At 67.5% G+C, this 13652-nt stretch carries 11 protein-coding genes; 8 read left to right on the top strand and 3 right to left on the bottom strand.

Annotated elements, in window-relative coordinates:
* Positions 1–36 precede the first annotated feature (36 nt).
* The 8 genes from SJY20_RS14970 to SJY20_RS14935 all read left to right on the top strand — a co-directional run bounded on the left by SJY20_RS14970 (position 37) and on the right by SJY20_RS14935 (position 10766).
* Entirely contained in the window at positions 37–771 is a 735-nt protein-coding gene (locus SJY20_RS14970; protein WP_380787708.1) for an SDR family NAD(P)-dependent oxidoreductase, read from the top strand.
* A 114-nt stretch (positions 772–885) separates the two neighbouring features.
* Positions 886–3459: a TonB-dependent receptor gene (locus tag SJY20_RS14965; protein WP_380787707.1), complete on the top strand. Its 2574-nt coding sequence runs from the start codon at positions 886–888 to the stop codon at positions 3457–3459.
* A 16-nt stretch (positions 3460–3475) separates the two neighbouring features.
* Entirely contained in the window at positions 3476–4705 is a 1230-nt protein-coding gene (locus tag SJY20_RS14960) for a histidine-type phosphatase (RefSeq protein ID WP_380787706.1), read from the top strand.
* Positions 4706–4833: 128 nt separating this feature from the next.
* Positions 4834–6960 (top strand): DUF3857 domain-containing transglutaminase family protein, encoded by a 2127-nt coding sequence (locus SJY20_RS14955; protein ID WP_380787705.1) that lies wholly within the window; start codon positions 4834–4836, stop codon positions 6958–6960.
* 158 nt (positions 6961–7118) lie between these two features.
* Entirely contained in the window at positions 7119–7481 is a 363-nt protein-coding gene (locus tag SJY20_RS14950; RefSeq protein ID WP_380787704.1) for a phosphonate transporter, read from the top strand.
* Between the two features lie 8 nt (positions 7482–7489).
* A complete protein-coding gene (locus SJY20_RS14945; RefSeq protein ID WP_380787703.1) occupies positions 7490–8776 on the top strand; it encodes a diguanylate cyclase in 1287 nt (428 codons plus the stop codon).
* Positions 8773–9933, top strand: a complete 1161-nt coding sequence (locus tag SJY20_RS14940; protein ID WP_380787702.1) for an AMP-binding protein — start codon at positions 8773–8775, stop codon at positions 9931–9933. The genes SJY20_RS14945 and SJY20_RS14940 overlap by 4 nt, the downstream gene beginning before the upstream one ends.
* A gap of 122 nt (positions 9934–10055) precedes the next feature.
* Positions 10056–10766 (top strand): EAL domain-containing protein, encoded by a 711-nt coding sequence (locus tag SJY20_RS14935; RefSeq protein ID WP_380788735.1) that lies wholly within the window; start codon positions 10056–10058, stop codon positions 10764–10766.
* On the opposite strand, the gene SJY20_RS14930 is transcribed toward SJY20_RS14935, so the two are convergent.
* Genes SJY20_RS14930 through alr form a run of 3 tightly spaced genes read right to left on the bottom strand, consistent with a single transcriptional unit; the run spans position 10741 to position 13503 of the window.
* Positions 10741–11088 carry a RidA family protein gene (locus SJY20_RS14930; protein WP_380787701.1) on the bottom strand — a complete coding sequence of 116 codons (348 nt, stop codon included), beginning with the start codon at positions 11086–11088 and terminating at the stop codon, positions 10741–10743. The genes SJY20_RS14935 and SJY20_RS14930 overlap by 26 nt on opposite strands.
* 10 nt (positions 11089–11098) lie before the next feature.
* Positions 11099–12352 carry a D-amino acid dehydrogenase gene (locus SJY20_RS14925; RefSeq protein WP_380787700.1) on the bottom strand — a complete coding sequence of 418 codons (1254 nt, stop codon included), beginning with the start codon at positions 12350–12352 and terminating at the stop codon, positions 11099–11101.
* 59 nt (positions 12353–12411) lie between these two features.
* Positions 12412–13503, bottom strand: coding sequence for an alanine racemase (gene alr, locus SJY20_RS14920; RefSeq protein ID WP_380787699.1), 1092 nt, complete (start codon positions 13501–13503; stop codon positions 12412–12414).
* Positions 13504–13652 lie beyond the last annotated feature (149 nt).

The following is a 13652-nucleotide window of genomic DNA, read 5'->3' as shown; positions in this document are numbered from 1 at the left end:
TTCGCCAGCTACCGCTCTCCTCAACGGAGACACGACATGGACAGACTGACAGGCAAGACCGCGGTGGTGACGGGCGGCGGCAGCGGCATCGGGCTCGCATCGGCACAGCGCTTCATCGACGAAGGCGCGTTCGTCTATATCTTCGGCCGGCGCCAGGCCGCGCTGGATGCGGCGCTCGAAACGCTCGGCGACAATGCCCGCGCGGTGCAGGGCTCGGTCAGCGACCTGGCCGATCTCGACCGGCTTTACGCGACCGTCAAGGCGGAGCGAGGCGGGCTCGACATCCTGCTCGCCAACGCCGGCACCGGATCGTTCGCCGCACTCGGGGAAATCACGCCCGAGCAATACGACCAGACCTTCGACGTCAACGTGAAGGGCCTGCTGTTCACCGTGCAGAAGGGCCTGGCGCTGATGAAGGCGGGCGGGTCGATCATCCTCACCGGATCGACCACCGGCGAGATGGGGACGCCGCAGTTCAGCGTCTACAGCGCGACCAAGGCGGCGGTCCGCAATTTCGCGCGCAGCTGGGCGCAGGACCTGCGTGGCACCGGCATTCGCGTCAACGTGCTGTCGCCGGGACCGACGCGGACCGACCTGGCGCTTCATGTCGTCGGCGAGGAAGCGTTCGAGGCGATGGGCGCGACCACCCCGCTCGGCCGGCTGGGCGAACCCGCGGAGACCGCCGCAGCGGCTGCGTTCCTGGCGTCCGACGACAGCAGCTACATGACCGGCGGCGAGATCTTCGTCGATGGCGGGATGGCGCAGGTCTGACCGGTCGGTGCGTGGGCAGCCGCGCCCACGCACCGACACAAGTCTGTCATCGTTGCGACGCCGATCTGACTTCACCCGGCTCTAGGCGGGCCCGAAGCAGGCGGGTGATACGACATGATCAAGACTTTCAAGGTTGCACTGGCGGCCACCGTCGCAGCGAGCGCGATTCTGGGCAGCAACGCGCAGGCTCAGACCGCGCCCGCCCCGGCGGAGGCCACAGAACCAGCGGACGTGGTCGTCACCGGCACGCGCGCCGGCGAACGCAAGGCGATCGAGGAAAAGCGGAAGGCCGACAATTTCGTCGAGGCGATCTTTGCCAACGACGTCGGCAAGCTGCCCGACCAGAACGTCGCTGAGGCGGTCCGCCGCATCCCCGGCCTGTCGGTCGCCAACGACCAGGGCGAGGGGCGCTACGTCATCATCCGCGGGATCAACCCCGATCTCGTCAACGTCACGCTCAACGGCATGACGCTGCCCGCGCCCGAGCCCGAGGGCCGGCAGGTCAAGCTGGACGACATTCCGTCCGCGCTCATCAACGCGGTGGTCGTGACCAAGTCGCTGACAGCGGATCAGGATGCCAACGCGATCGGCGGATCGGTCGACATCCGCACGCTGTCGGCGTTCGATCGCAACAAGCCGTATTTCGCCGATGCGCGGGTCGCCTATGGCTGGTCGAAGCTCAACGGCAAGCACCCGTACGAGGGCGACGTCCAGGTCGGCGGGCTGTTCGGTCCGGACGGGCAGTTCGGTGCGGTGCTGTCGGTCAATTATTCGAAGCGGCCGATCGAGTCCGAGAATTTCCAGGGCTCGACCAATTACCGCGCGCCGACCGCGGCGAACGGCTTCGTCGTCCCCGACCAGTACGGGCTTCGCGACTATAACCTGACGCGGACTCGGAAAGGCGCGGTGCTCAACCTCGACTGGCGGCCGAGCGACACCACCAAATTCTTCCTGCGCGGCACCTATTCGGCGTTCGACGACAACGAGACGCGCGACCAGTTCATCATCGACAACCAGTCGGCGTTCACCAACCAGACCGCGACCACCGGCACGTTCCGCGGCCGCGGCAGCGTGCGTGTGCGGCGCCGCGAGGAGTCCGACAACACCAAGTCGGTGCAGGGCGGCGGCGAATTCGCGGTCGGCCCCGGCCAGCTCGCAATCAGCGGCGGCTATGCCCGCGCGCAGAAGCGCGATCCGCTGCGCTCGGAGTATAACTTCCGCACCGGCGGCACCGCGCTGACGGTCAACTACGACGTGTCCGACGCGCCGTATGATTTCGTGCCGACAACCGCCGTGGCGCAGACCGCCTATACGCTTAACAGCGTCAACTACGACCACCGCCTCGCGGTCGAGCGGCTGACGCAGGGCCGGGTCGACTATACGATCCCGCTGGCGTTCGGCAGCGGTGGATCGTCGGTCAAGATCGGCGGGAAATATCTGAACCGGCACAAGACAAACAACCGCGACTACGAGACCTATGGCCTGACCGCAGGGCGCAGCTTCACGCTCGCCAATGTCTCGTATCTCGGCGACACCGGCTTCTACGGCAACGATTACACATTCGGACCACGGATCGGCTACGACACTGCCGAGGCGTTCCTTGCGGCCAACCCGCGGACGGTCACGCTCAACGCCGCGGGCTCGGTCAACAACAGCCTGGCGAACGATTACGACGTCAGGGAACGCATCCTCGCCGGCTATGCGATGGCGACGCTGAAGTTCGATCACCTCACTCTGGTTCCCGGCGTGCGTGTCGAGCAGACCCGCGATCGCAGCCAGGCCAAGCTGATCACCGCGACATCGTCGGCTTCCTCCGGGTTCAACAGCTTCGGATCGAAGCAGTATACCGACGTCTTCCCGGGCCTGAACGCGCGCTACGACCTGCGCGACGATCTCGTCCTCCGCGCGGCGGTGACCACCGCGATCGGGCGGCCGAACTACGCGCAGCTCGCGCCGTTCGTGTCGGTCGACACCACGACCAACCCGGTTTCGGTCGCGCAGGGCAATCCGGACCTGAAGCCGTACAAGGCGCTGAACTTCGACGGCGCAATCGAATATTATCTGCCGGGGCAGGGGCTGATCTCGGTCGGCGGCTTCTACAAGAAGCTCGACGATCCGATCTATGCGCAGTCGCTGCTCGGCCAGACCGGGACGTTCGCGGGGCAGGCGCTGACCAACGCCACGGTGTCGACCCCGCTCAACATCGACAAGGCGAAGGTCTACGGGATCGAGGTCAATCTGCAGACCCGCTTCACCTTCCTGCCGTCGCCGCTCGACGGCTTCGGGGTCAGCGCGAACTACACGCGGATCTGGGGCAACGGGAACGGCACCGTGCTGGGGGCTGTCCCGCGGACCGGCGACATCCCGCTGTTCCTGCAGTCCAAGCATGTCGGCACCGCGCAGCTGTTCTACGAGAAATACGGGTTCGCGGTGCGCGCCGCCTATTCGTATCGCTCGGCCTATCTCGACACGCTGGGCGCGACCGCGGCGCAGGACCAGTACACCGACCGCAACGGCCAGCTCGACGTCAACGCGAGCTATCAGGTCTCGCCGGAACTGACGTTCTTCGCCAATGCGACCAACCTTACCGATGCGCCGTGGCGCCGCTATATCGGCACCAAGACTCAGCTGGTCGAGCGTGAACGCTACGACCTGTCGGTACGCTGGGGCGCGCAGCTCCATTTCTAGGATGCAAGGAACCTTGATGCGCGGCTTTCTCCAAACGGCCTGTGCGGCCCTGCTCCTCTCTTCCGGTACGGCGGCGAGTGCGCAGGCGGGATTGCGCGTCGACCGCGTCGTGATGCTGATGCGCCACGGCGTCCGCCCGCCGACCAAGGCGCCGCCAATGCCCGCGGGTACGGCGGCGGACCCTTGGCCGAGCTGGCCGGTGGAGCCCGGGTATCTGACGCCGCACGGTGCCGACGCGCTGCGCCGTATCGCGGCGTATGATCGCGCCGGCTTTGTGCGCGACCGCCTGCTGCCCGCGACCGGCTGCGGCGCGGTGCGGATCGTCGCCGACAGTGACCAGCGCACCATCGCGACCGCCACTGTGTGGGCGGCGGCACTTGCGCCCGGCTGCTCGGTCGATATCGCGCACCGCCCGCAGGACGTTGCCGATCCGCTGTTCTCGCCGATCGGCGAACGCACGGTTCCATTCGATGCGGACAAGGGGCGTGCGGCGGTGCTGACGGCGGCTGGGCCTGGCGGCATCGCGGCCGAGGAGCGCCGGTTGCGGCCGATCCTGGGCCGGCTCGATGCCATCCTGTGCGGATCGGCGAAGACGGCATGCGGCGTGACCGCCGAACCATCCGCGCTGGCCCCGGCGAAGTCCGACGCCAAGCCGAAGCTCTCTGGTGCGCTTGATCGTGCATCGACGGTCGCGCAGATTCTGCTGCTCGAATATGCCGACGGCAAGCCGATGCGCGACGTCGGCTGGGGCCGCGCGACCGCCGCAGATATCGCGCGCGCGTCCGAACTCCACAGCGTCGAATTCCGCCTGCTCGCCCGCCCGCGCTACGTCGCCGCACGCAACGTCTCGGGGCTGGGCGCCATGATCGGCCAAGCGATCGCGGACCCCGCGCCGAAGGCCGCTGCGGTGATGATGATCTCGGGACACGACACCAACGTCGCGAGCCTGGGCGGGCTCCTCGACCTCCACTGGCAGGTACCCGGCCTGGCCGCCGACGATCCCTCGCCGGGCGGCGCGATCCTGTTCGAGCGACTGGTCGACGATCAGGGCCGCCGCTACGTCCGCGCGGTCTATCGGTCGCAGACCCTCGACCAGATCCGCGCGCTGACCCCGCTCGGCACGTCCGCCCAGCCCTATCGCCGGGTCATGCCGATCGCGACCTGCACCGCGATGGGCGTGCAGGGCCTCTGCACCTTGGCGGCGTTCGACGCGTTGCTGACCGAGCGGCTGACGCTTTCCGAATAACGCAAGGCGGCGGACTTGGCCTCCGCCTCGGATGTACTGCGATATGCGATCGTGCCCGTCGTCGCGCGCACGATCGCGCTTGCCCGCCGTCCAGCTGCGCGTAAAGTGCGGGGAAACGGGGGATAAACATGGTCGGAACAACAAGATGGATCGGCGTCCTGCCGATGGTGGTCGCTGGCGCGGCTGCCGCAGCCTCGCCGGATCGGACGCCGGTGCGGCTGGTACGCTATGCACCGCAGCCGACCTGGGTGATCGCAGCGCCCACTGGCAGTGCGGCGCCGACGCCCCGGGGTGCTCCGCTGCGGATCGTATTCGCCGACCAGCAGACACGCGTGACGGACCATGGGCAGGAAGAGTTCCAGGCGACGCGCCTTGCGCTTCTGGCGCCCGAGGCGTTGGGGGCCGGAAACCTCGCGGTGACCTGGGCGCCCGCGAACGAGGAGATCATCGTTCATGGGCTATCGATCATTCGCGATGGCCGGACCATCGACGTTCTCGCGACCCAGAAGTTCACGATCATCCAGCGCGAGAACAACCTCGAGCAATCCGCGCTCGACGGGAACCTGACCGCGACGTTGCAGGTCGCGGGGCTGCAGATCGGCGATGAACTGGAGTTCGCGGCGACGACCGTGCGGCACCAGACCAGCCTGGTCGAGCAGCCGCAGGGGTTCGTGCAATTTCCCGTCGCCGGGGTTCGCGGCGCCTATCGTGCGCGCCTGCTCGAACCGAGGGGCAGCGGCGTCGCCTACCGGCTCTCGCCGGACCTGCCACAACCGGTCACCCGCGAGCTTGGAACCGAGACCGAGCGTCAACTACTCATGGCCGATCCGGCATCCGTCACGGTCCCCGACGGCGCCCCGCCGCGCTACGGGATTGCGCGGCTGGTTCAATTCAGCGGCTATCGCGACTGGGCCGCGGTCTCACGTACCTTCAACGCTCCCTATGTGCGCGCCGGGATGCTCGGCGCAGACTCCCCGGTAAAGGTGGAGGCCGTCCGGATCGCCGCCGAGACCACGGATCCGACGCGTCGCGCCGAAGCCGCGCTACGGCTCGTCCAAGATCGTATCCGCTACGTCTATGTCGGTCTCGATGGCGGAAACTATCAGCCGGCCGCGGTCGACGAGACATGGCGTCGCCGGTTCGGCGACTGCAAGGCAAAGACCGTGCTGCTGATCGCGTTGTTGCGTGAACTGGGCATCGCCGCCGAACCCGTGCTGGTGGCGAGCAAGGGTGGCGATGGCATCGATGAACGCCTGCCGACCCCGGCAGTGTTCGATCACGTGGTCGTCCGCGCGACGATCGGCAACGCCACCTTCTGGCTTGACGGCACGCGGCTGGGCGATCGCACGCTTGCGACCCTGGATCCGCCGCCATCCCGCTGGGCGCTGCCGCTTCGCCCCGCCGGCGCGGCGCTAGAGCGGATCGTCGCGGGTTCGCCACGGCTGCCCAGTCGTGTCCAGGTCGTCGAGATCGATGCGTCGGCCGGGTTCGACAAACCGGGTCGGTACCGCGTGCAACAGACCCTGCGGACCGACGACATATTCGGAATGCGCGCGCAGCTTGCCGGGCTGGCGAAAGCCGACGCGGACAAGGCGCTCGCTGGTTATTGGCGGCAGCAGTTTCCCGTTCTCGAACCATCGCGCGTTACATGGCGGTTCGACGATGCCAACCGCCTGTTGGTCCTGGGCGTCGAAGGCGAGGGCAAGGTCGACTGGGACGGCGACGCGACCGATGGGCGTACCCATTATCTGTTCGGCGCCGGCTTCCCGCCGCCGGACGAGATGAAGCGGCCTAAGGACCAGCCTCAGGACGCTCCATGGGCCAATGATTATCCGTCGTTCACCTGCTATGCGACCACGGTAAAGGTCCCGAGCCCGGACAAGGGTTTCCACTGGGTGTTCTCGTCCCGGCCGATGGATCGCCGGCTCGGCGGGATGTCCTATTGGCGGATATCGTCGTTCGACGGCACCACCGCACGGATGGTAAAGAGCCGCCGCGTCGATGTTCCCGAAATCACCGCTAAGGAGGCTGCCGCGATACCGGTCGCGGTGCCGAAGTTCGACAACGATAAGTCCTATGTCTGGGAGGTGGCGGGCAAGGGGCGTGCTGCAAAGGATGCGCCGGTCGATGCTTCAGGGACCGTTGGAGTGAGTAAATTCGGCACATTCGAGGATTTTGCGGGAGCCACTCCACCGTGTCAGGGTGGCGATCGGCCTCCCCAACCGGCTTCGACGACGCCGACCCGGTCGGAGTAGGCCTTACTTAATGCGCAGATGCGTTCGCGTTTGGGCTCGTCGATGCGCGGTGACCATCGCCGTTTTCGACCCCCGCGCGTTAGCGTGGCTCCAGCGCACGCTTAAGAGGATGTTTAGTCCTTTTGCGGTACGCGTTCGGCAATGGAGCTACGGTTGTGATGCTGCGCGTAAATTTCGAATCGGTCGCCCTGCGCGACCTGGATGCCCTGGACGACGAGACCCGCGACGCGCTGCCGTTCGGGGTCGTCGGGTTTGCCGAAGACACGATCGTTCGCGTCTATAACGCGACCGAGGCGCGAATGTCGGGGCTCGATCCGACCACGGTGTTCGGGGTGCCGTTCTTCGACGCGGTCGCGCAGTGCATGAACAATTTCCTCGTCGCGCAGCGGTTCGAGGATGAGCCGGAGCTCGACGACATCGTGCCGTATGTGCTGACGCTGCGGATGCGCCCGACCAAGGTTCGGCTGCGGCTGCTGGCATCGGCCGACATGCCGCTCCGCTATATCCTGATCGAGCGCTAGGAGCCGACATGACCGCGGGGTCCAGCGAAGAACAGCTGCTCGAATTCCTCTACGCCTGCCCGGTCGGGCTGATCGAATGCGATGCCGCCGGCGATATCGCGATGATGAACCCGCACGCGATGCAGCTTCTGCTGCCGCTGGCGGGTCCGCGCGACGCCAGCAACCTGTTTGCCGCGCTCGAGCAGCACGCGCCCGAACTGCGGTCCATGGTGACCGCGTTCGCGCCGGCGGCCGGGCGGATCTGCGACGGGCACCGTATCTTCGTCGAACTGGGGCCGGCGCGGCGCGGGGTGCCTAAGGTGCTCGCCTGTACGCTGGTAAAGCTCGGCGCGGATCGGCTGATGGCGACGCTGACCGACATCAGCCAACAGGTCGTCCAGGAACAGCGGCTGCGACAAGCGGATACATGGTTTGCGACGCTGCTCGACGGTATCAACGACTATGCAGCGCTGACGATCGCTGGGGATGGCCGGATCGTATCGGCCGACGCGTGTTTCACGCACCAGACGGGGCACGAGGTTGCCGACGTCGTCGGGCAGAATCTCGGCGAAGTGCTCTGCACCGACATATCCGGCGGGGATCTTTGCCTGGACGACCAGTTGCAGATTGCGGCGAGAGATGGCTGGCATCTCCAGGAAGGATGGCAGCGGCGCGCCGACCATAACCGGTATTGGTGCCAGCGGCTGGTGGTAGCGCGAACCGGCGGCGAAGCGTCTGCGGGGTCGCATTATTCGGTCGTGTTGCGCGACGTGCCGCGACGCGAGGCGGCGGCGGAGGACCTGCGGCGGCTGCTGACGCGCGACCATCTGACGGGGGCGGTCAACCGGCGGCATTTCAGCCAGGCGATGGAGCGCGAGCAGACCCAGTGGCGCGATCTGCGCCAGTCGCTGTCGCTGGTCGTGCTGGATCTGGATCATTTCAAGGCGGTCAACGACGCGCACGGCCATCCGGTCGGCGACATCCTGCTGCGCCGGGTGGCGGAGACCTGCGCCGCGTTGCTGCCCCCGCGGGGGATCTTCGCGCGACTGGGCGGCGAGGAGTTCGGCGCGCTGCTGCCGCGCTACGACCGCACCCAGGCCGCGAACCTCGCGGAGGAAATGCGCGCCGCGATCGCGGCGATCGAGGTCGACGTCCCGGACGGCACGCTGAGGGCGACGGCGAGCTTCGGCTATGCGACGCTCGACGAGGTCGAGGGTTCGATCGATGACCTGATCGGGCTGGCGGACCAGCGCCTATACGCCGCCAAGCGTGCCGGGCGAAACCAGGTGTTCGCCGCACAGGCCCACGCGGCGTGAGCAATACCAATTTGCCCCGACGGGCGGCGCTGCGGATCGCCTGCGCGGTCGTGGCGGCCGAAGTGGAGCGGGTGCGCGGCGCTGGCTTCGCGCGCGCCGGTGACTGGTCGGAGGAGATGCCGATCGCGGACGAGGGTCTTGGGCTGGACTCGATGGAGCGGCTCGGAGCGCTCGGTGCGCTCGCCGAGACGTTCGATCTTGATGACGCCACGCTCGGCGAGGATCAGCCAAAAACGGTCAGCGATTGGATCGACTGGATCCTGCGCAGGCAAGCGTCGCCCGGAGCGCAGATCACGGTCCGCACGTCGGGCTCGACGGGCACGCCGCGGTCCTGCGCCCATGCCACCGCCGACCTGCTCGACGAGGCAACCTACCTTACGTCGCGGTTCGCCGACCGCCGCCGCATCGTCGCGCTGGTGCCCGCGCATCATCTGTACGGGATGATCTGGACGGCGTTGCTGCCGGACGCGCTCGACGTCCCGGTGGTGACGCGCAGCATCGGATCGCCGCTTGGCCTGGCAGCGGGCGACCTGATCGTCGCGGTTCCCGATCAGTGGCAGGCGATGCTGCGCCTGACCCGCCGATTTCCTGCGGGAATCGTCGGCGTGAGTTCGGCGGGATCGCTGCCGGACGCGCTCGCTGCGGACCTGCTGGCGGCCGGGCTCGATCGGCTGGTCGACGTCTACGGTGCGTCGGAGACCGGAGCGATTGCGATGCGCGACGTGCCGGCCGCCCAGTATGAGCTTTTGCCGAGATGGCGGCTGACCGCGGATGGCGACGATTGGCAGCTGACGGATCGGAACGGCGCGATCGCCACGCTGCCCGATCATGTCGAGCGCACCGGCGAGCGGTCGCTGCGCCCGATCGGCCGGCGTGACGGCGCAGTGCAGATCGCGGGCCACAACGTCTGGCCCGGCTACGTCGAACGCCTGCTGTGCGCGGTCGACGGCGTCGACTCCGCCGCGGTACGCCTCGGCGACAATGGTCGGCTGAAAGCGTTCGTCGTGCCCCGCGCGGGGCATGACGCCGACGATTTGCTCGTCGTTCTCGAAGAGGTCGTTGCCTCCCGGCTGACGGCGCAGGAACGACCCAAGACCTTTCGCTTCGGGGCCGCACTGCCCTGCAACGCGATCGGCAAGATGGAAGACTGGACATGATGTACTCTCCGATCGCGGCAGCCGAAGCCGCCGCAGCCGCGACCGCGGCAATGGCATCGCGAACCAAGGAAGCCGCCTGTGCCGGCTGCAAGACCGCTAAACCACTGTCGATGGCGATCACGATGGCGTTCCAGCCGATCGTCGATATCCAGACCGGACGGGTCTTCGCCTACGAGGCACTGGTGCGCGGCGCGGACGGACAGTCCGCGGGCGACGTCCTGGCCAGCGTCGATGCGGACATGATCTACAAGTTCGACCAGGCGTGCCGGGTCACCGCGATCGAACTGGCGGGACGGCTGTTCGCGCCCGACGGCACCGAGAAGCTGTCGATCAACTTCATGCCGGGCGCGGTGTACGAACCGGACGCCTGCATCCGCGCCTCGCTCACTGCGGCGCGGCGTAGCGGGTTCGATCCCCGTCGGCTGATGTTCGAGTTCACCGAGGACGAGCGGATGCGCGACGTCGCGCATGTCCGGCACATCGTCGAGGCGTATCAGGCGCGCGGCTTCACCACGGCGATCGACGATTTCGGCGCCGGCTATGCGGGGCTCGGGCTGCTGGCCGATCTGCGACCAGACATGCTCAAGCTCGACATGGCGCTGATCCGCGACATCGACACGTCGGTGGCGCGGCAGGTGATCGTAGCGAACGTGGTCCGGATCGCCGACGAACTCGGCGTCGGCTGCATCGCCGAAGGCATCGAAACCGCGGCGGAGTTGCAGACGTTGAAGTCGGTCGGCATCCGGCTGTGCCAGGGGTATCTGCTTGCCAAACCCGCGACGGAAGCACTCCCGCCGGTGCGGGATCTCAGCCCCGTGCCGCTACTGCAATGATCTCGACCCGGTAGTCTGCAGACGCGAGCTTCGCTTCGCCGGTCGCGCGCGCCGGGGCCGCGACACCCGCGATCCACGGATCCCACACCGCGTTCATCGCGGCGAAGTCGGCCATGTCGGCCAGCCAGATCGTCACCATCAGCAGCCGCGACTTGTCGCTGCCGGCCTGCGCCAGCAGCGCGTCGACTTCGGCCAGCGCGGTGCGGGTCTGCTCGGCGACGTCCTGGCCCGGCTCGCCGACCTGACCGGCCAGATAGATCGTGTCGCCGTGGATCACGGCCTGGCTCATGCGGGCGTCGGTATCGATGCGCGTGATGGTCATGGCAGGTGTCCTATGCGTAGCGCGAGAGTGCGAGATCGGCGACGTCGATATTGGGGGTATGGCCGCTGACGATGTCGGCAATGATGCGCCCTGATCCGCACGCCATCGTCCACCCCAGCGTGCCGTGCCCGGTGTTGAGATACAGGTTCGGATAGCGCGTCGGGCCGATGATAGGCGTGCTGTCTGGCGTCATCGGCCGCAATCCGGACCAGTAGCTTGCCGTCGACAGGTCGCCCGCTCCCGGGAACAGCGTGCCGACCGAATGCTCCAGCGTCGCACGCCGCGCCTCCGGCAGCGCGTTGTTGTACCCGGAAATCTCCGCCATCCCGCCGACGCGGATGCGGTCGCCCAGCCGCGTGATCGCGACCTTGTAGCTCTCGTCGAGCAGCGTCGATTCCGGCGCGCGTGCCGCATTGGTGATGGGCACGGTGATCGAATAGCCCTTCACCGGGAACACCGGCACCTTGAGGCCCAGCGACTTCACGATCTGCGGCGAATGCGGGCCGGTCGCGACGACATAGGCGTCCGCGGTCATCACCCCGCCATCGGTGACGACGCCGGTGATCTTGCCCTTCTCGGACGTCAGCCGCTCGATCGTGCGGTTCTGGATGAACGTCACGCCTCTCTCCGCCGCCAGCTTCGCCAGCGCGTTGGTAAACTTGAAACAGTCGCCGGTCTCGTCGTTGGGTAGCCGCAGCCCGCCCGCGATCGGCGCCGCGCTGTTGGCAAGGCCGGGCTCGATCGCGATGCAACCGGCGCGGTCGAGTACCTCGAACGGCACGCCGTCCGCCGCCAGTACCTCGATGTCCTTGGCCATGCCGTCGAGTTGCTTGGTCTCGCGGAACAGCTGCAGCGTGCCCTGCGTCCGCTCGTCATAGGCGATGCCGGTGGTGTGGCGCAGGTCGATCAGCCGGTCGCGGCTATATTCCGCGACCCGCACCATCCGGCGCTTGTTGATCGCATAGCGTTCGGCGGTGCAGTTGCGCAGCATCGCGACCAGCCACCGCGCCATCGCCATGTCGGGCTGTGGCCGCAGGATCAGCGGCGCATGCTGCATGAACAGCCATTTCAGTGCTTTGGCGGGGATCCCCGGCGCCGCCCAGGGCGAAGCATAGCCCGGTGAGATCTCGCCCGCGTTGGCGAAGCTCGTCTCCATTGCCGGCGCGGGCTGGCGATCGACGACCGTTACCTCGTGCCCGGCTTCCTGCAGATACCAGGCCGAGGTGACGCCGATCACGCCGCTGCCGAGGACGAGGATTTTCATGCCGTTTCGCTCCGATGGGTCGCGTCCGCGTCCTCTCCGACGCCGCCCCCGATTTGATTTCAGGACCCGATATAGGTTCGGGCATAGCGCGACCCAAGTTGGGTCAGTATTTCGTACGATATCGTCTCGGCATCGCGCGCGACATCGTCGATCGTCTGGTGGGGGCCGAGCAGTTCCACAGGGGCGCCCTCTAGCCGTGCCTCGCCGGGCACGTCGCTGACGTCGATCAGCATGCTGTCCATCGACACCCGGCCGACGATCGGCACGCGAATACCGCCGACGAACGCCGATCCGCGGCCGCCGAGGCGGCGCGGCCAGCCATCGGCATAGCCGACGCCGATCGTGGCGATGACCCGGTCGGTATCGGCGGGCGCGGTCAGGCCGTATCCGATGCCGGCGCCGGCGGGGACGACGCGCGTCTGGATGATGTCCGCGATCAGGGTGACTACGGGCGCCATCGTCACGCCGGGCTGCGGATCGCCGCCGTAGAGCGCGATTCCCGGACGCAACAGGTCGCCGTGATAGTCGGGACCCAGGAATGCGCCGCCCGAATTGGCGAGCGAGCGGGGCGCTGACGGGAGCTGTGCGCAGGTCGTCGCGAACCGGTCGCGTTGCCAGGCGTTCGCAGGCGACTCCGGTTCGTCGGCACAGGCGAAGTGGCTCATCAGATAGCGCAGGTCGATGCCCGCGAGCAGACCGGGGTCTTCTATCAGTCGTTCGACCTCCGGGGGCGAAAGGCCGAGCCTTTGCATCCCGGAATCGACCTGCAGCACCGCAGGGCGCTTGCCGTGCGCGGACCAGGCGGCGAGCTGTACCAGCGAGTTGAGGACCGGGATCGCGCCGAGCGCCGCGCACTCGGCCTCGGCACCCGCGGCTAGCCCGTTGAGGACATAGATCGGCGTTCCCGCGGGCGCTGCGTCGCGGACCGCGGCGACCTCGGACAAATGCGCGACGAAGAAATGCCGACAGCCGGCCGCGGCCAGTGCTGCCGCTACCGGCGCTGCGCCGAGGCCATAGGCGTTCGCCTTGACGACCGCCGCCACCGCGCTGCCCGGCGCCAGCGCGACGATGCGGCGGTAGTTGCGGACGATGGCGTCCAGGTCGATGGTCAATCGCGTCATCGCCATCCGCTCGGACGTGCATGCAGTCATCAGGATCCTCTCGCTCCCCGCATAGTAACGTGCCGGAGCGACGGAAAGTGGCGATCGTCATGGCCGCGACGTCCTGCCGCGCAACCTGCCCGTCCAGCCGGCACCACGACGCAGTGCAGTGGCGCCAACGGGACGGTCTTCGTCCCGTA

Origin of the sequence: Sphingomonas sp. R86521, assembly GCF_042466235.1 — a bacterium.
In the GTDB taxonomy this organism is placed as follows: domain Bacteria; phylum Pseudomonadota; class Alphaproteobacteria; order Sphingomonadales; family Sphingomonadaceae; genus Sphingomonas.
The sequence above is the reverse complement of the archived record's forward strand: the minus strand, read 5'-3'. Positions and strand labels throughout refer to the sequence as shown.